Source organism: Acidobacteriota bacterium (assembly GCA_030697165.1).
GTDB lineage: Bacteria > Acidobacteriota > Vicinamibacteria > Vicinamibacterales > UBA2999 > 12-FULL-67-14b.
Genome location: JAUYQQ010000013.1, coordinates 102,288 through 120,516, shown reverse-complemented (window position 1 = coordinate 120,516; position 18,229 = coordinate 102,288). Strand labels below are relative to the sequence as shown.

Here is an 18,229-nt window from a genome sequence, read left to right as displayed (position 1 = left end):
TCCTTTCCGCCCTTGGCGCCGGCGGAATGGGCGAGGTCTATCGGGCGCGCGATCCGAAGCTGAACCGCGACGTCGCGATCAAGGTGTTGCTGCCTGCCGTCGCCAACGATCCCGATCGCCTGGCGCGCTTCAGTCGCGAAGCGCAGGTGCTGGCATCGCTGAATCATCCGAATATTGCCGCGCTCTATGGGCTCGAAGAAGGTCCGGCTGAAGCCGGACGCCACATCGGCACCAATGTAGCATCCGGCTTTAGCCGGATAACTGCACTCGTAATGGAACTCGTCGAGGGCGAAGATCTCTCGCATCGAATTGCGCGCGGTGCGATTCCGATCGACGAGGCACTTCCCATCGCGCGCCAGATCGCCGAAGCCCTTGAGGCCGCGCACGAACTCGGCATCATCCATCGCGACCTGAAGCCCGCGAACATCAAGGTCCGCCTCGATGGAACCGTCAAGGTGCTCGATTTCGGGTTGGCCAAGGCGGTCGGTCAGGGATCAGGGATCGGGGATCAGGGATCGGGGGGTGCGGCGAATTCGCCGACGCTGTCGATTCACGCGACGGAGGCGGGCATCATTCTCGGCACCGCGGCGTACATGTCGCCCGAGCAGGCCAAGGGAAAGACCGTCGATCGGCGCGCCGATATTTGGGCCTTCGGTGCGGTGCTGTTTGAAATGGTGACGGGGAAACGCGCCTTCGCCGGTGACGACATCTCCGACACGCTGGTCTCGGTGCTGCGAGACGACCCAGATTGGACGGCGCTTCCAGGCGACACCCCGCCAGGAGTCGAGCAGGCACTGCGGGTCTGCCTGCGGAAGGACCCCAGGCAGCGGGTCCGCGACATTTCGGCGGTGCGGCTCTCGATGGAAGGCGCGTTCGACACGAGACAAATGCGCGCGGCCACCACGCCGCCCGCGGAGGAGTCGCGATCGGCGATGCGGTCGTGGGTGATGGCACCGGCGATGCTGTTGATCGGCGCCGCGGTGGCGACGGTCGTCACCTGGATGCTGATGCGAGCGACGCCTCAGACAGGCCATCCGGTTCGATTCACGATCACGCCTACCGAGGGGGTCCTCGGGATCCTCGGTGTTGATCGCGACCTAGCCATTTCGCCGGACGGCACCCGCCTGGCCTATGTGATCGGTGACGGTCCCACCGCGGCGTTGTACGTGCGCGCGCTCGATCAACTCGAACCCACGCAACTCCAGGGCATCGCCGGTGCGCGTGCGCCATTTTTTTCCCCGGACAATCAATGGATTGGCTTTTTCACCGGCAGTGTCAACGGCGGCTTTGAGTTGAAGAAGGTGCTGATGACGGGCGGCCCTCCCATCGTGCTCTGCCGGATGGCCGGCTCGGTGGTCGGCGCGAGCTGGGGCGAGGACGACACCATCGTGTTCGCAACGTTAGATCGCGCCACCGGATTGATGCGCGTGCCAGCGAGTGGCGGCGACCCGGCGGTCCTGAGCCGACCCGATCCGGCCAAGAGTGAAGTGGACCACGTGCTGCCGTTCGTGTTGCCGGGCGGCAACGCCGTGGTCTTTACGTCCGTCAATGTCGGCAGCGCCATCGACCTCTACGACATCGCCGCTCTCGACCTGACAACCGGTCAACACCAGATCTTGATTCGCGGCGCCAGCCACGCCGAGTACGTCGCACCGGCCTCCGGCGCAGGGCCGGGATATCTGGTGTATGCCGCTGCAGGGACATTGCGCGCCGTTCGATTCGATCCGGCGCGCCTGGCTGTGCTGAGCGGCCCCGTGCCTCTCGTCGAACGAGTGCTGGGGAAGAGTAACGGGACCGCAGAGTTCCACACTTCTCGAACGGGCACGTTGGTCTATGTCGAGGGTGCGACGGGGCAGCAGGGTTTTGGCGACCGGACGCTCGCCTGGGTCGATCGCCAGGGCAAGGAGAAGGCCATTGCGGCGCCGCCGCGTTCATATGTCTACCCGCGTGTGTCGCCCGACGGCGCCAGAATCGCGCTGGACATCCGAGATCAGGAACAGGATATCTGGACCTGGGATGTGGCGCGAGGCGTGCTCACGCGACTCACGCTGGATCCCGCGGCCGATACGTATCCGGTCTGGACGCCTGACGGCCGCCGCATCATCTTCACCTCGGCGCGCACGGTGCCGAACGGGCTCTTCATTCAACCCGCGGATGGCACCGGCAGCCCGGAGCGATTGGTCTCCGGGACCGACCCTTTTGCAGGGTATTCAATGACGCCGGATGGAAAAACGCTGGTCGCGCGGGAAGGGCTCTTCTCGGCTCGCCGCGATCTCACCCTGATCAGGATGGCACCGACGCCGCACAGTGAACCGCTGCTGCATGCCAGCTTCTACGAGGAGAACGCCGAATTTTCACCCGATGGCCGTTGGCTCGCGTATCAAACGAACGAGTCGGGCCAGAGCGAAATCTATGTTCGTCCTTTTCCTCAGATCGAGAGCGGACGCTGGCAGGTGTCGATCAGCGGCGGCCAGCAGGCGATGTGGTCGAGGAACGGGCGCGAGCTGTTCTATGTGGATGCCAAAACGCAGGTGCTGATGTCCGCGGCGGTTCAGGCCACGGCCACCTTCAGCAGCGCGGCTCCGGTGCGCGTCATCGACATGCGTCCGTATTTCGTCAGCCCGCTCGGACGTGCGTTCGATGTGTCGCTGGACGGCCAGTCCTTCCTGGTGATCAAGAACGCGCGATCAACCGCACCCGATGGGGTTACCAGTCTTGCCCCGGAAATCACCGTCGTGCTCAACTGGCTCGACGAACTGGCGGCACGTGTGCCGGTGACTAAGTAGATGGCGCTCACGCCCGGCGCACGGCTCGGCTCTTACGAAATTCTCTCCGCCTTGGGCACTGGCGGGATGGGAGAGGTGTATCGAGCTCGCGATACGAAGCTGAATCGCGACGTCGCGATCAAGGTGTTGCTGCCCGCGGTGGCGAACGATCCGGATCGCCTCGCGCGCTTCAGCCGCGAAGCACAGGTGTTGGCGTCACTGAATCACCCGAATATCGCCGCGATCTACGGGCTTGAAGAGTCGAACGGTGTTACCGCGCTGGTGATGGAGCTGGTTGAAGGCGAAGACCTGTCGCAGCGCATTTCGCGCGGGTCCATTCCGCTCGACGAAGCGTTGCCCATCGCGCGTCAGATCGCGGAAGCGCTCGAAGCGGCGCACGAGTGCGGCATCATCCATCGCGACCTGAAACCCGCGAACGTCAAGGTTCGGCCAGACGGCACCGTGAAGGTGCTCGACTTCGGCCTCGCGAAAGCGGTGGAGCCGGCGACTTCTTCCCCGAACGTGACGCAGTCGCCGACCATCACGACACCGGCGATGACGCAGGCCGGAATGATCCTCGGCACGGCCGCCTACATGAGCCCGGAGCAGGCGCGCGGCAAGGGTGTCGACAAGCGGGCGGACATCTGGGCGTTTGGTGCGGTGCTGTTCGAGATGCTGACCGGGCAGCGGGCCTTTGCCGCGGATGACCTCTCCATGACGCTCGCCGCCGTCATGCTGAAAGACCCGGCGTGGGCGGCAGTGCCGCCGGCGACCTCGCCGGGCGTTCAACAGCTGCTGCGCCGATGCCTGGTCAAGGACCCGCGTCAGCGGATTCGCGACATGGGCGATGTGCGCCTGGCACTCGAGGGCGAAAGCGATCTGGCGCCGGCTCCCGACTATCGCTATCGCCAACGATCCGCACTGGCGTGGGCCTCCGTCGCGACCGCAGTCGTGGCAGTGGCCGTTGCGGCGTTGGTACTGTGGAACCAGCCGAGGGCGGCCCAGCAGGCGTCGGCTCGCTTGACCATTGCGCTCCCGTTGGGTCATGAGATCACCACCGCACCAGCCATCACCCGCGACGGCCGTACCGTGGCCTACGTCACGCAACAAGGCACCGAGGATTCGCAGCTGTATCTGCGCGATCTGAATTCGTTCGACGCTCGCCCGGTGTCGGGTTCAACGGGCGCCAAGCAACCGTTCTTCTCGCCAGATGGGAAGTGGGTGGCGTTTTTCGCGCAGGGGCAGCTGCAGAAAGTTGAAGTTGCCGGCGGCGCGCCCATCCGGCTGGCAGCGGCCCCGATTGCTTTCGGTGGCACCTGGACCGAGGACAACACCATCATCTACACGCCGTCGCTTGGCTCGGGACTCTGGCGGATTCCGTCCAGCGGCGGATCGCCAGAATCCGTCACCACGCCCGATGGCGCCGCCAAGGGCTACGCCCACACGTTTCCGGCATCGCTTCCTGGAGGTAGCCTTCTATTCGCCGTTTGGGGGCAATCGGAAGGCGGAGCGGTGCTCGCACGCGATTCACGCCAGTGGCAGCTGATCTTGCCCAGCACGACCGGGGCCCCGCCGATTTTCGAGGCCCTCAACGGTTCAATGGGCCGCCTCCTGGTGGCCGATCAGGCCGCCGGCATCAGGGCCGCGCCCTTCGATGCTGCGCGCCCGGCGCGCACCAGCGCCGATGCGTCGGTGTTGGCCAATGTCCATTACGACGTGGAAAACGAGACCCGCGGCTGGCTCGCTGTGTCAGAGACCGGCACCGCCGTCTACGCACCCGGCGACCCGGCCAAAGTGTCCCTGGTGTGGGTCGACCGCGAGGGGAAGATTGACGCGCTCGGTCAGGACCAGGATGCTTACCGGGAGGCGAGCCTGTCGCCGGATGGCACGCAGGCCGTCGTGCGGCACGGTCGCGACCTATGGGTGCATGACTTGCGGCGCGGGACGCGCAGCCGCCTGACGTCGGGAGACGATAGCAACGTCTACCCGATGTGGAGTCGAGATGGAACGCGGATCATGTTCGCCTCGAACCGGGGAGGCGACTGGGACATCTACGCACAACGAGCTGACGGCTCGCAACCGGCGGAAGCGCTTCTCAAACGGCCGTCCGACCAGTTCCCGGCCTCGCTCTCGGCCGATGGGACCCTGCTCTTCATAGAATTGGCCCCCACCACCGGCCGGGACTTGTGGACCCTGTCGCCCGATGGAAGGGTCACAGCTTTGCGAGTGACCGCGGCCAACGAAGCCGCAGGCCAGTTCTCACCAGGCGGAACCGGTAGTCAGGTCTGGTTGGCCTACGAGTCGGACGAGTCGGGGCGAAGCGAGGTTTACGTGCAGCCGTATCCAGGTGGAACGAACCGAATCCCTGTGTCCACAGGAGGCGGATTCCTGCCCACATGGTCGCGCGACGGCAAGGAGTTGATCTATGTCACCGGCGACGCGATGGTGGCCGTGTCGATGCGCCCCGACGGATCCTTCGGTGTGCCGCGGAGGCTCTTTGATCGGGCAAACTACTTCCTCCGATACAGCTCGTCCTACGATGTGTCGCTCGATGGCAAGCGGTTTCTGATGATCCGGCGCGACCCAGGGTCGGTGCCGCGCCAGTTGAATGTGATTCTCAATTGGACTGAGGGGTCGAAGAAGTGAGCCTCGCGAATGGCACGAAGCTCGGTCCCTACGAGATCGTGGCTCCACTCGGCGCCGGAGGCATGGGCGAGGTCTATCGCGCGCGCGATACCAAGTTGAATCGCGACGTCGCGATCAAAGTCCTTCTCCCCTCGGTTGCCAACGACCCCGATCGTCTCGCGCGCTTCAGCCGCGAAGCACAGGTGCTGGCGTCGCTCAACCACCCGAACATCGCTCACATCTACGGCGTTGAAGAAGCCAATGGTGTGACCGGGCTGGTGATGGAGCTCGTTGACGGTAAGGACCTCTCGCAGCGCATCGCGCGAGGAGCCATTCCGATCGACGAAGCGCTGCCAATCGCGCGGCAGATCGCGGAGGCGCTGGAAGCGGCACACGAACTCGGCATCATCCATCGCGATCTGAAGCCCGCGAACATCAAACTTCGCGCCGATGGTGCTGTGAAGGTATTGGATTTTGGTTTGGCGAAGGCGATGGATGCCGTGCCAGGAGGACAGAACTTCAGTTCCGCCGATCACGCCGAGCACCTCGCCAATTCGCCAACCCTGGCCGTTCACGCCACCGAAGCCGGGTTGATTCTTGGCACCGCCGGCTACATGAGTCCCGAGCAGGCGGCGGGAAAGGCTGTCGACAAGCGCAGCGATCTCTGGGCCTTCGGTGTCGTCCTGCTGGAGATGCTGACCGGCCGGCAGACGTTCGGGGGTGAAACGGTGTCGCACGTGCTGGCGGCGGTCTTGAAGGACGATCCCGATTGGACCGCGCTGCCACCGCAGACACCTGAATCGATCCGCAAACTGCTGCGACGATGTCTGGAGAAGGACCGCAAGCGGCGGATTGCCGACGCCGCCGATGCGCGGCTCGAGATCGACGATGCCCTGACGGAGCCCGCAGCGCGGTCGACCGCTGCCGCTGTTCCGGCACGACGATCCCGGCGCCGCGAACTTGCCGGCTGGGGACTGGCAGCGATCCTTGCCGGTGTGGCCCTGACGTTCGCGATCCGAGGGTTCACGGCTCCGGCGGTGGAGACTTCCACTGCGCGCTTTCTGGTGGCACCGCCCGACGGGTTGATGTTCCACTCGAACACTTTCGGTCGTGGTGGATGGGGATCGCCGCTGGTCGTGTCCCCCGACGGTCAACGCATCGCCCTCGTCCTGGCGGACGGCGCAGGCACCCAACGCCTGTGGATGAGGACACTCGATGCCACGGCGCCGAGGCTGCTGGCCGGCACCGAAGGCGCAAGCAGCCCGTTCTGGTCACCGGACAGCCGATGGATCGCCTTCTTTTCACAAGGAAAGCTCAAACGAATCGCGATCGCCGGGGGTGAAACGCAGATCCTGTGCGATACGGGAGCCGGTGGCGGCGGCACCTGGAGCCGTGATGACGTGATCCTGTTCGCGCCGGCATCGTCCGGAGAAAGCGGTTTGGTCCGCGTGCCCGGGGGCGGTGGCACGCCGGTGCCCGTGACCGCGCTGGATCCGACGCGTGGCGAGTCCAACCATCTGTGGCCACAGTTTCTGCCGGATGGACGCCACTATCTGTACGTGGTCCGCGCCAGAGAAAGTTCAGGACTCTATGTTGGCTCTCTGGATTCGACGGATCGAACCCAGCTGCTCGGCGATCAGGATCTTGGCGATGAATATAGCAGGGTGGAGTACGTCGCGCCGGGCTACCTGCTGTTCGTACGCAATCGCGCCCTGCTCGCGCAGCCCTACGATGCCGCAACGCGACGCGTCGTCGGAGAAGTCATCCAGGTGGCCGACAACGTCTTGAAGGAAGGTCCGGGTTCCTCGGCCTTTTCAGCATCGGCAAACGGTGTGCTGGCGTTCTGGGGCGGAGCGGTGCCACCTGATACCCAGTTGACGTGGATACAACGAGATGGAACGGTCGGCGAAACGGTGGGCGGGCCAGGCCCCTACCTCGGTCTGAAGCTGGCTCCAGACGAGCGAACCGTGGCGGTCACCCGATTTGAACCGGACGAAAAAGTACTTCAGGTCGCGCTCTGGCTGATTGAAGTGCAGCGCAACACCTCTACCAAGTTCACCTTCGGCACGGGCGCCCAAAATCCAGTCTGGTCGCGCGACAGCGCTCGCATCGCCTTCGCGTCGCCTCGAGGAGGGCCACCGAGTCTGTTTCAGAAGCCGTTGGTCAACGTCGGCCCCGACTCACTGTTGTTCCAGTCGCCGACGTCTTCGTCGCCTACCGACTGGGCCGGCGGCAGGCTCGTCTATCAATCATTGGATCCCGTCACGCAGTGGGATCTGTGGGTGTTGCCAGACGCTGGTACGCCCACGCCGACCCCGTTACTTAGAACTCCGTCGAACGAGAGCGAAGGTCGCGTCTCCCCTGACGGCCGGTGGCTGGCCTACGTTTCCGATGAGTCCGGCGCGCCGGAAGTCTACGTGACGGGTTTTCCCAGCCCTCTGGGCAAGTGGCGCATTTCGGCGAGTGGCGGCAGCATGCCGGAGTGGCGCGGGGATGGCAACGAGCTGTACTACGAGGCTCCGGATCACAAGCTGATGGCTGTGCCAGTGGACTCACAGCACGCCGGCTCAGCACTCAAGGCCGGGACACCGATGGTGCTATTCGAGCTGCCCATCCTGCCGCTGCGGGCGTCTGGCTACCGACGGTCGCAGTACTCGCCAGCGGCGAACGGCCGGCGGTTTCTGGTTCGAGTCCCCGTTCGCGGCGGCGAGACAGGCGATCCGCCCGCCACAGTGGTTCTGAATTGGGCGCTGGGGATTCGCAAGTGACGGTGATGAGTACTTCATGCCGCTAACCACCGGCACCTACGAGATTCTTTCCGCCGTCGGCGCCGGTGGCTCCGCCTCCGCTCGCCTTGATTGCTGCGAGCTACGGCGGGATCCCGCCGTAGCCCTGCGAGAGGTGCCATCATGATCGGCCAGGTTCTTGGGCCTTACACCATCGTCAGCAGGCTGGGCGCAGGCGGAATGGGTGAGGTCTATCGTGCGCGCGACACCAAATTGAATCGCGACGTTGCGATCAAAGTGCTGCTGCCCTCGGTGGCCAACGATCCCGACCGTTTAGCGCGATTCAGCCGCGAAGCACAGGTGCTGGCGTCGCTCAACCACCTGAACATCGCCGCGATCTATGGGCTTGAAGAAGGTCCGGCTGAAGCCGCGGGTGATGGTCCGGCTGAAGCCGGACGCTACATCGGTGCCAACGTGACGTCCGGCTTCAGCCGGACCATTGCACTCGTCATGGAGCTCGTCGAGGGTGACGACCTGTCACAGCGAATCTCTCGCGGAGCGATTCCAATTGATGAAGCACTGCCGATGGCCCGGCAGATCGCGGAGGCGCTCGAAGCCGCACACGATCTCGGCATCATTCATCGCGATCTCAAGCCTGCGAACATCAAAGTCCGTCCAGACGGCACGGTGAAAGTGCTCGATTTCGGGTTGGCCAAGGCTGTTGAGCCAGGAGGGCGGAACTTTAGTTCCGCCGAACACCTCGCGAATTCCCCAACCCTGTCGCTCCACGCAACCGAGGCAGGCATCATCCTCGGCACTGCTGCCTACATGTCGCCGGAGCAGGCGCGCGGAAAGTCCGTCGACAAGCGCACCGACATCTGGGCCTTCGGCGCGATCTTGTTCGAGATGCTGTCCGGGCGCCGCCCATTCGAGGGCGACACCATCACCGATGTGATTGCTGCCGTCGTCACGCGCGAACCGGACTGGCAGCAACTGCCGGCCGCCGCGACGGCGGGCCTGCGCCGGTTACTCAGCCGTTGTCTAACGAAGGATCCACGAGAGCGATTGCAGGCCATCGGCGACGCGCGGCTCGACATCGACGAAATACTCAGTCAGGTTGATGACCCTGCGGCCGTCACGCAGGGCGCTCGCCGATCAACAGCGCAGCGCGTGTTGCCGTGGGCCGTCGCGGCGGCGGCCTTGATGATCGCCGGGGCGTTCGCGTGGCCTCAAGCTGTCGTGCCAATGACGCCGGTCTATGCGTCGCTCGCGGCACCCGCTGACTACAATCTGGGCGAGTTCCGCGATGTGCCCCCGACACGGGCACCGATGGTGTTCACGCCCGATGGCCGCTCGCTCATCCTGTTGGCGACGCGTGCGGGCCAGTCGCAGCTCTTCCTCCGCCAGCTCGATCGTCCCGACGCGCTCCCGATCGCGGGTACCGACGGCGCACGGGTCCCGTTCGTGTCCCATGATGGCCGGTGGGTGGGGTTTTGGGCCGCGAACGAACTGCGAAAAGTTCCCATCGAGGGCGGCACCGCGTCGACGATCTGCGCACTCGCCGGCCCGCTGGGGCCGTTCGGCGCCTCGTGGGGTGCCGACGACACCATCGTGTTCGGGGACGACGCGTCGCGGCGCATCATGCGTGTTCCGGCCGGCGGCGGTACGCCGGTCGCGGTCACAGCGCCGACTCCGCCGTTAGGTACTGCGCGGCGGCACGTCACGCCCACGTGGCTGCCAGGCGGCGACCGCATTCTGTACGCGGACGTCGCGATCCGCGATCCGGCCGATACCCGGCTGATGGTGCAGTCATTGGCCGGGGGAGATGCTCGCCTGGTGCTGACGTCAGCCACCGATGCCCGCCTGCTGCCGACCGGTCACCTGGCGTTCATGCGGCTCGGCACGCTGATGGCGGTGGCGTTCGATGTCGCCCGCGCCGCAGCGATTGGCGAGCCCGTGGTCGCGCTCGATGGCGTCATGCAAAGTGGACTGCGCGGATTCAGTGACAACACCGGCGCTGGCATGGTGGCGGCGTCAAGTCTGGGTGCCCTGGCCGTCATCCGAGGCGGCTTAATCGGATACATCGCGAATTCCTTGATTTGGGTAGCGCACGATGGGCAATCGTCTTCTGCAGAGCCGGCCTCCGGTGCGCCGGCTGACGGGCGGATCACCAGTCGGGTTTCACCAAATGGATCCCGCGCCTTGGTCGGAGTGCAAACGCCGACGCGCCGGGAAGTGTGGATGGCGGACTGGGCGCGCAACGTCTGGACGGCGTGCCGCGGGTGCAATTCCGAGCGTGGATCAGGCGAGTGGTCGCCCGATGGGTTGCGTCTTCTTTTTGGCGGACCTGGCAAGCTCACTGCGCACACGCTCGACCAATCCGCGCCGGACCAGGTGCTGCTGCAGGAGGCCGACCGTTACCTGCTTCCCACCGACTGGCTCCCGGATGGCCGCATCGTCTATCTGTCCGCGGCAGATCAGGTCAACTTCGACATCAAGTTCGTGGAGCCAGGTGGCAGCATCGGCCGCGTAGTGGTGGAGGCGGGGAGTGAGGCCGCGGTTTCGCCTGACGGCCGCTGGCTGGCGTATCACTCGAAGGGTGAGGTCATCGTGCAGGCATTTCCTGGACCAGGAGCGCGCACGGTGGTGTCCGCCGGCCGCGCCAGCAACCCCGCATGGTCGCCGGACGGCCGTACCCTCTACTACCTGCAGCCGGTGAATCCTGGCTCGGCCATCATCGCGGTCAACATCAACACGGCGTCGGGACTGACGGCGGGCACGCCGCGTGAGTTGTTCCGCCACTTTCCGGACCAGGTGTGCGCCAACATTCGTTGCTACGACCTGTCGTCCGATGGTCGGCGCTTTTTGTTCAGGGAGAGAACGGCGGCGCAAACTCCGGCGGTCACGGGCATGGATCTGATGCTGAACTGGACCTCGACGCTGCCGAGGCACCCATAAGATCACAATCGAGCGCGACTCTACTGCTCGGCCAACCCCTCACGGCGCGCGGCGGCGTTTAGGCGATCATCGAATCCCACCATCGCGATTGGCTCCGCCAACTGCTCCTGCAGATAGAGGCAGCTGGCCAACTGGATGGCATCACTGGCTCGCAGTGGATGTCGTTGCAGAAGCGTGCGGGCCCAGGCGGAAATGTGCGGGGTCAGTTCCACGACGACGATCGCGCGAAGATCGATGGTCAGGGCGGCGAGCGCGCGATCGCGTTCGGCTGGCGAAAATGCGCCCTCCCGCGAGCGCCGCTCCAGTGCCGAGGCCACCTCGACTTCAGACAACCGGCTGGTGGCCGGGGTGTCTGAGGCGATCAGCCGCCGGACCTTGACGCTGCCCTTCTCGCGCACGTACCGCTTCACGAGCGCACTCGCGTCGAAGTAGCGCATCAGAATCGGTCGTCGCGATCATCGCCGATGGCCGCGGCGGCCGGGCGACCGCGGTTCTCGACTTGGCGAAATGGGGTGAGAGGCTCGTTCACGGTTCGCGTCACCGAGCCGGCGGCCTTCATCTTGGCGAGTACCGCGTCGGTAGCCATGTCGGTCGGGATCGGCCGAAGTTCCGCGATCGGCTGGCCGCGGTCGGTGACGACCAGCGTGCGCCCCTGACGCACCCGGCGCAGATAGGTGCCCAGACGGGCCTTGAGTTCCCGGGCACCGACCAGGTTGCGTTCCATGTAGTCATTGTGACCACAAGCGATCCGGTCGTCAACCAGCATCCCGATACCGTCTATACTCCCCGCATTCCCTTCCTTCCCGGTACCCGCATTGGACCCTACGAGATCCTCTCCGCCCTCGGCGCCGGTGGCATGGGCGAGGTCTATCGCGCGCGCGACGCGAAGCTGAATCGCGACGTCGCGATCAAAGTCCTGCTCCCGTCAGTGGCCAACGATCCGGACCGCCTCGCGCGATTCAGCCGCGAAGCGCAGGTGCTGGCGTCGCTCAATCACCCGAACATCGCCGCCATCTATGGGCTCGAAGAAGGTCCGGCTGAAGCCGGACGCCACATCGACACCAATGTAGCATCCGGCTTTAGCCGGATAACTGCACTCGTAATGGAACTCGTCGAGGGCGAAGATCTCTCGCAGCGTATTTCGCGCGGGCCGATTTCGCTCGACGAAGCACTACCGATTGCCCGGCAGATCGCCGAGGCGCTGGAAGCCGCGCACGAGTGCGGGATCATCCATCGCGACCTGAAGCCTGCGAACATCAAGGTCCGTCCTGATGGAACGGTGAAGGTCCTCGATTTCGGGTTGGCGAAGGCGGTCGGTCAGGGATCGGGGATCGGGGATCAGGGACCGGGGGGTGCCGCCAATTCGCCCACCCTCTCCATCCACGCCACCGAAGCCGGCATCATCCTCGGAACCGCCGCGTATATGTCGCCCGAGCAGGCGAAGGGCCAGGCCGTTGACCGGCGCGCCGATATCTGGGCCTTTGGCGCTGTCCTGTTCGAGATGCTGACCGGCAAGCGCGCTTTCGCCGGCGACGACATCTCCGACACGCTGGTCTCGGTGCTACGAGACGATCCCGATTGGTCGGCGCTGCCAGGCGACACGCCGCCGGGGGTGGAGCAGGCACTGCGGGTCTGTCTGCGCAAGGATCCGAAGCAGCGCGTGCGCGATATCTCGGCCGTGCGGCTGTCGATGGACGGCGCGTTCGATACCAGTGCGATGAGGCCGGTAGGGACCATTCCGCCGGCAGCCGCGCGCGCCTCAAGTCGACCCTGGTTAATCGCTGGGAGCGTCGTGCTCGGCGCCGCCCTGGCGTCGGCCACCACGTGGACACTGACGCGATCGACGCCCGCTCCCGCCCAGCCTGTCCGGTTTACCATTGCGCCGCCCGCCGATCTTCCCTTGGCGACACCCGGACCCGACCGCGACCTCGCGATCTCGCCGGACGGCACGCGCCTCGTCTATCAGACCGGTCAAGGTGGCTACAACCAGTCATCCGAGTTGTACCTGCGAACGATCGACCAGCTCGAATCGGTGCCCCTGCGGGGCATCACCGATCCCCGCGCGCCATTCTTTTCGCCCGACGGCCGGTGGGTCGGATTCTTCAGCCAGGTCGCCCCTGGCTCGGTTGACTACGAACTGAAGAGAGTATCGATCACCGGCGGTTCGCCGATCGCCATTTGCCGGATCGACGGTTTCCTGGTCGGTGCCAGCTGGGGCGCTGACGACGCGATCGTGTTCGCCACTGGTGACCGCGCGACGGGACTCCTGCGGGTATCGGCGGGCGGCGGTGATCCCGTCGTGTTGACCCGGCCCGATGCTGCACAAGGCGAGGGCGACCATGTGCGGCCGTTCGTACTGCCGAACGCCCGCGCGGTGCTCTTCACGATCGTGCCTCCAGGCAATGATGTCGATCGCGTGCTCAACCAGAACCCGCAGTTATTGCGGTCAACTTCGGCTCATCAGATTGCGGTGTTGAATCTCGCGAGCGGCCAGTCCAAGACGTTGATTCATGGTGGCAGCCACGCCGAGTATTTCGAGCCGGTCCCGGGGGAACCGGGTTACCTGGTGTACGCCACCGCCGGAACGCTTCGAGCGGTCCGATTCGATCCCGACCGTCTCGAGCTTCTGGGCGAGCCGGTGTCCGTGGCGGAGCACCTGCTGACCAAGGGGAACGGGACTGCGGACTTCAGCGTGTCGCGAACAGGAGCGCTGGCGTATGTCACGGGCGGTGTCGGGACCGCACTGACGCCGGTGCGCACGCTGTTGTGGGTCGATCGGCAAGGGCGCGAAGAGTCGATTCCAGTGCCCCCACGCACCTATGCCTGGCCGCGGCTGTCGCCCGACGGCAGCCGGATTGCGCTGGACGTTCGCGATCAAGATAGCGACGTCTGGCTGTGGGACTTCCGCCAAGCCACATTGAGTCGTTTCACGTTCGATCCAGGTTTTGACGGCTATCCGGTGTGGACCCCGGACGGCCGGCGCGTAATCTTCATGTCCGGAAGGGTGCACCCTCAAACGGTTTACGTGCAGCAGGCCGACGGGACGGGCAGCGCCCAGTCGTTGCTGACGGGACCGCAGGACATCTCTGCCTATTCCCTGACGCCGGACGGCCAGCAGATGGTCGTGCGAGAAGGTCCGCTCCGCGCCTACGACTTGACGTTGGTGCACTTGAATGGCGCGCCGCGAACCGAGCCGCTGATGCACACGTCGTTCAACGAGAGCAACGGCGAGATCTCGCCCGACGGCCGTTGGCTGGCATATCAATCGAATGAGTCAGGTCAGGATGAAGTGTACGTCCGGCCGTTTCCCGGTGTGACCGGTGGTCGCTGGCAGGTGTCGTCGGGCGGAGGCGGTCAACCTGCGTGGGCTCGAAGCGGTCAGGAACTGTTCTACCTCGATTCCCGGACGCAGTCACTGATGTCGGTGGCCGTGCAGACGCGTTCGGGATTCAGCAACGGCACGCCCACCAGGTTGTTCGACGCGCGACCCTATTATTCCCTTGGCGTGAGCCGCTCGTACGACGTCTCCGCGGACGGCAAGCGGTTTCTAATGATCAAGAACGTGGTGGCGGCCGGCGATCGCGGCAACACCCCGGCGGCGATGACGATGACAGTGGTTCTCAACTGGTTTGAGGAATTGAGCACGCGTGTCCTGGTGACTAAGTAGATGGCGCTCACTATCGGCGCGCGTCTTGGTTCCTATGAGATCCTCGCCGCCCTCGGCGCGGGCGGCATGGGCGAAGTCTATCGCGCCCGCGATACGAAGCTGAATCGCGACGTCGCGATCAAGGTGTTGTTGCCTGCGGTGGCCAACGATCCGGATCGCCTGGCCCGTTTCAGCCGCGAAGCGCAGGTGCTGGCGTCACTGAACCATCCGAACATCGCCGCCATCTATGGGCTCGAAGAAGGTCCGGCTGAAGCCGGACGCCACATCGGCACCAATGTAGCATCCGGCTTTAGCCGGATAACTGCACTCGTAATGGAACTCGTCGAGGGAGAAGATCTCTCGCAGCGAATAGCGCGCGGAGCGATTCCGATCGAGGACGCGCTGCCGATCGCCCGCCAGATCGCCGAGGCGCTCGAAGCCGCGCACGAACTTGGCATCATTCATCGTGACCTGAAGCCCGCGAACATCAAGGTGCGCGCGGACGGCACGGTGAAGGTGTTGGACTTCGGCTTGGCGAAAGCGATCGAGCCGACCGCGGGATCCTCCGCCACGGCGATGAACTCGCCGACGCTGTCGATTCACGCCACCGAGGCAGGACTGATCCTCGGCACGGCCGCGTACATGTCGCCAGAGCAGGCGGCAGGCAGGGTCGTCGACAAGCGCAGCGACCTCTGGGCGTTTGGCGTCGTCCTGCTCGAGATGCTGACCGGTCGCCAGGCGTTCGCGGGTGAGACCGTATCGCACGTGTTGGCGGCAGTGTTGAAGGACGAACCGGACTGGACTGCGCTACCGGCTGACACCCCGGCGCCGGTCCGCAAGTTGCTGCGGCGCTGCCTCGTGAAGGATCGCAAGCGCCGCATGGCGGATGCCGCCGACGCGCGACTGGAGCTCGATGATGCGCAGGCCTCGCCGGATCCCGTGGCAATCAACGCCGCCCCGCCCGCAACCCAAGTAGATGTGAGGCGAGCGTTGCCGTGGGCGCTCGCCGGCGCACTGGCGCTGGCGTTGGGACTCGCGCTGTCGGCGCCTTGGCGCGCGGCGTCATCGACGCCTGCGCTGTTGCGTATCAGCGGTGAGCTGGGCGCGGACGTCTCTCTTGTCGTCGGCACCGGCGACGTCGCGGCGCTGTCGCCCGATGGCGCGGTCATCGCATTCGTCGCACAGAACAGCGACGGTGCCAACCCTCAGATCTACGTGCGCCGACTCAGCCAGGCCGTGGCCGCGCCTCTGGCAGGAACCGAAAATGCCTCGACGCCATTCTTTTCTCCCGACAGCCAATCGATTGCGTTCTTCCAGAACGGCAAGCTGAAGAAGATTCCGCTGACCGGCGGCGCCGCCGTCATCCTGGCCGATGCGCTCGACCCACGCGGTGGAGCATGGGGCGACGACGGCACCATCGTCTTTCTCCCCAACCCGCGCGGCACCCTGATGCGGCTCGCAGCCGCCGGCGGGACACCAGAAGCGTTGACGCCGCTCGCCGATGGCGAAGTCAGCCAGCGATGGCCGCAGGTGTTGCCGGCGGGCAAGGGCGTGCTCTTCACCAGCGGCAGCGCCGGCCAGGCCTATGACGACGCCACCTTGGTGGTGCAGCCATTGCCGACGGGTCCGCGCACCGTGATTCAGCAGGGTGGTTATCACGGTCGATACATCTCGACCGGCCACCTGCTGTATATGCGCCACAGCACGTTGTTCGCCGTGCCGTTTGACCTCGAGCGCCTGGCCGTGACGGGCCCGCCGGTATCGGTGCTCGAGGGCGTGGCCACGAATACGGTCACCGGCGGCGCCCAGTTTACGTTCGCGGCTAATGGCACCGTGGCGTACCTGCCGGGGCAGAACGTGAGCGCCGGCTGGCCGCTCCACTGGCGGGATCGCGCCGGCAACACCACCACCTTGCGAGCCACACCGGCCAACCTCGGCAATCCCTCCTTCTCCCCAGATGGCCGCAGGCTCGCCCTGCAAATTTCCGATGCGAACCCGAACGACATCTGGATCTACGAGTGGGCGCGGGACATCCTCACGCGCCTGACGTTCGATCCGTCCAACGACCTGAAGCCCGTCTGGACGCCCGATGGCCGGCGCGTCGTGTTTGCCTCGCCCCGCACGGGCGCATCAGACCGTTCCCGGATCCGATCGACGCCCAACTTGTTCTGGCAGAAGTCCGACGGCACTGGTGAGGCACAGCGTCTGACCGAGAGCGCTCAGTTTCAACAGCCCGCCTCGTGGCATCCGGACGGATCCGCGTTGGCGTTCGAGGAGCTGAATTCGTCGACGGGATGGGACGTGTTACTCCTGCCGATGGCCGGCGACGAGGCCTCGGGATGGAAGCCCGGCAAGCCGACGGTGTTTTTGAACAGCCCCTTTAACGAAACCGAACCGATGTTCTCACCAGATGGCCGCTGGCTCGCGTACGTGTCCAACGAATCAGGTCGCAATGAGATCTACGTGCGGCCGTTTCCGGGTCCAGGCGGCAAGTGGCAGATCTCCGCCGATGGCGGCGCGACACCAACCTGGTCGCGCGCCAGGCCGGAACTCCTCTACGGTACGCTCAGCGGACAAATCATGGTGGCCGCCCACACGATGGAAGGCGGGTCGTTCCGCGCCGAGAAGCCTCGGCTCTGGTCGGAGGGCCGTCACGTGGTGCGCGGGAGCCGCATGTTCGACTTGCATCCAGACGGCACACGCGTCGCGATGGCGACGGCGCAGGTGGGGCCGACAGACAAGCAAGACAAGCTGACCTTTCTTCTTCACTTCTTCGACGAGCTGCGCCGCATCGCGCCGGTGGCCAAGCCATGAACCCTCCAGCGCGCTATTTCTCCGGGCGTTGAGCCTGACGGTCCAGGTATGCCGCCGGGGCGAGAATCGCGATGCCGCGGAACGGGTGAAGGGCCAGCAGATCCCCGTCACCTGTCACGATCACATCGGCGCGCCCGTTCACCGCGACGTCGAGGAACTTGTCATCCTTCGGATCGCGCGACGCCTGGAACGATTGCAGGATCGCCACGATTTCGACGAGTGGGGCCAGGCGCATGAGGAGCGCTTCGCGTTGTTGGCGCGAAACGTAGGCATCGAACTTGGCCGACAACAGCTTCTCGGTCAGCTCACGCAGCGTCGCCGTCGACGCCAGCAGGTCGGCCGTGGCGATCGCTGTCTCCAGAGCGCGAGCCGGCGTGGAGGTGGTCGAGAGCGCGCCGCTGATCAGGACGTTGGTGTCGAAGACGATGCGCTCACGCGCCATCGGTCAGAAGCTTGGCGAGCCGGTCTTCCGTGAGTCCGGCGGCGGCGGCCTGGGCTGCCACCTCGTTGCGCAGCTCCAGGAACGCGCGGACGTTGCCTGACTTCAGCCGCTCGTAGTCGGCCATCGACATCACCACGGCGATGTCGCGGTCCTGGCGGCGGATGACAATCGGTCCACGCTGCGCCTCATCAAGGATGGCGCCCAGTCGATTCTTGGCTTCGGTGGCTGCGACACTCTTCATGGCACCCTTAGA

10 protein-coding genes are annotated in these 18,229 nt (G+C 65.2%); 6 read left to right on the top strand and 4 right to left on the bottom strand.

Features of this window, described 5'->3' with window-relative positions:
* Positions 1-26: 26 nt before the first annotated feature.
* The 4 genes from Q8T13_13225 to Q8T13_13210 all read left to right on the top strand — a co-directional run bounded on the left by Q8T13_13225 (position 27) and on the right by Q8T13_13210 (position 11,074).
* A complete protein-coding gene (locus tag Q8T13_13225) occupies positions 27-2,786 on the top strand; it encodes a protein kinase (protein ID MDP3718719.1) in 2,760 nt (919 codons plus the stop codon).
* Complete coding sequence (locus Q8T13_13220; protein MDP3718718.1) at positions 2,787-5,411, top strand: protein kinase; 2,625 nt, start codon at positions 2,787-2,789, stop codon at positions 5,409-5,411.
* On the top strand, positions 5,408-8,158 hold the full coding sequence (locus tag Q8T13_13215) for a protein kinase (protein MDP3718717.1): 2,751 nt from the start codon (positions 5,408-5,410) through the stop codon (positions 8,156-8,158). The genes Q8T13_13220 and Q8T13_13215 overlap by 4 nt, the downstream gene beginning before the upstream one ends.
* Positions 8,159-8,299: 141 nt before the next feature.
* The gene (locus Q8T13_13210) at positions 8,300-11,074 is read left to right on the top strand and encodes a protein kinase (GenBank protein ID MDP3718716.1); all 2,775 of its coding nucleotides are present in this window, start codon (positions 8,300-8,302) and stop codon (positions 11,072-11,074) included.
* A 20-nt stretch (positions 11,075-11,094) separates the two neighbouring features.
* Here Q8T13_13210 and Q8T13_13205 read toward each other — a convergent pair whose 3' ends face one another.
* Both Q8T13_13205 and Q8T13_13200 read right to left on the bottom strand, forming a co-directional pair.
* Complete coding sequence (locus Q8T13_13205; GenBank protein MDP3718715.1) at positions 11,095-11,511, bottom strand: type II toxin-antitoxin system VapC family toxin; 417 nt, start codon at positions 11,509-11,511, stop codon at positions 11,095-11,097.
* Entirely contained in the window at positions 11,511-11,798 is a 288-nt protein-coding gene (locus Q8T13_13200; protein MDP3718714.1) for a type II toxin-antitoxin system prevent-host-death family antitoxin, read from the bottom strand. Before Q8T13_13200 ends, Q8T13_13205 begins: the two co-directional genes overlap by 1 nt.
* 9 nt (positions 11,799-11,807) lie before the next feature.
* Here Q8T13_13200 and Q8T13_13195 point away from each other — a divergent pair, with 9 nt between their 5' ends.
* Together Q8T13_13195 and Q8T13_13190 are read left to right on the top strand one after the other, a co-directional pair.
* Positions 11,808-14,741, top strand: coding sequence for a protein kinase (locus Q8T13_13195; protein MDP3718713.1), 2,934 nt, complete (start codon positions 11,808-11,810; stop codon positions 14,739-14,741).
* Complete coding sequence (locus Q8T13_13190; GenBank protein MDP3718712.1) at positions 14,742-17,534, top strand: protein kinase; 2,793 nt, start codon at positions 14,742-14,744, stop codon at positions 17,532-17,534.
* Between the two features lie 13 nt (positions 17,535-17,547).
* Here Q8T13_13190 and Q8T13_13185 read toward each other — a convergent pair whose 3' ends face one another.
* Together Q8T13_13185 and Q8T13_13180 are read right to left on the bottom strand one after the other, a co-directional pair.
* Positions 17,548-17,976, bottom strand: coding sequence for a putative toxin-antitoxin system toxin component, PIN family (locus Q8T13_13185; protein MDP3718711.1), 429 nt, complete (start codon positions 17,974-17,976; stop codon positions 17,548-17,550).
* Positions 17,966-18,217 (bottom strand): type II toxin-antitoxin system Phd/YefM family antitoxin, encoded by a 252-nt coding sequence (locus Q8T13_13180; GenBank protein ID MDP3718710.1) that lies wholly within the window; start codon positions 18,215-18,217, stop codon positions 17,966-17,968. Before Q8T13_13180 ends, Q8T13_13185 begins: the two co-directional genes overlap by 11 nt.
* Positions 18,218-18,229 lie beyond the last annotated feature (12 nt).

Coding starts and splice junctions, on each gene's coding strand:
- Q8T13_13225 (MDP3718719.1), top strand. CDS start 27: ATGGGCGAGGTCTATCGGGCGCGCGATCCGAAGCTGAACCGCGACGTC.
- Q8T13_13210 (MDP3718716.1), top strand. CDS start 8,300: ATGATCGGCCAGGTTCTTGGGCCTTACACCATCGTCAGCAGGCTGGGC.
- Q8T13_13220 (MDP3718718.1), top strand. CDS start 2,787: ATGGCGCTCACGCCCGGCGCACGGCTCGGCTCTTACGAAATTCTCTCC.
- Q8T13_13205 (MDP3718715.1), bottom strand. CDS start 11,511: ATGCGCTACTTCGACGCGAGTGCGCTCGTGAAGCGGTACGTGCGCGAG.
- Q8T13_13190 (MDP3718712.1), top strand. CDS start 14,742: ATGGCGCTCACTATCGGCGCGCGTCTTGGTTCCTATGAGATCCTCGCC.
- Q8T13_13200 (MDP3718714.1), bottom strand. CDS start 11,798: ATGGAACGCAACCTGGTCGGTGCCCGGGAACTCAAGGCCCGTCTGGGC.
- Q8T13_13185 (MDP3718711.1), bottom strand. CDS start 17,976: ATGGCGCGTGAGCGCATCGTCTTCGACACCAACGTCCTGATCAGCGGC.
- Q8T13_13180 (MDP3718710.1), bottom strand. CDS start 18,217: ATGAAGAGTGTCGCAGCCACCGAAGCCAAGAATCGACTGGGCGCCATC.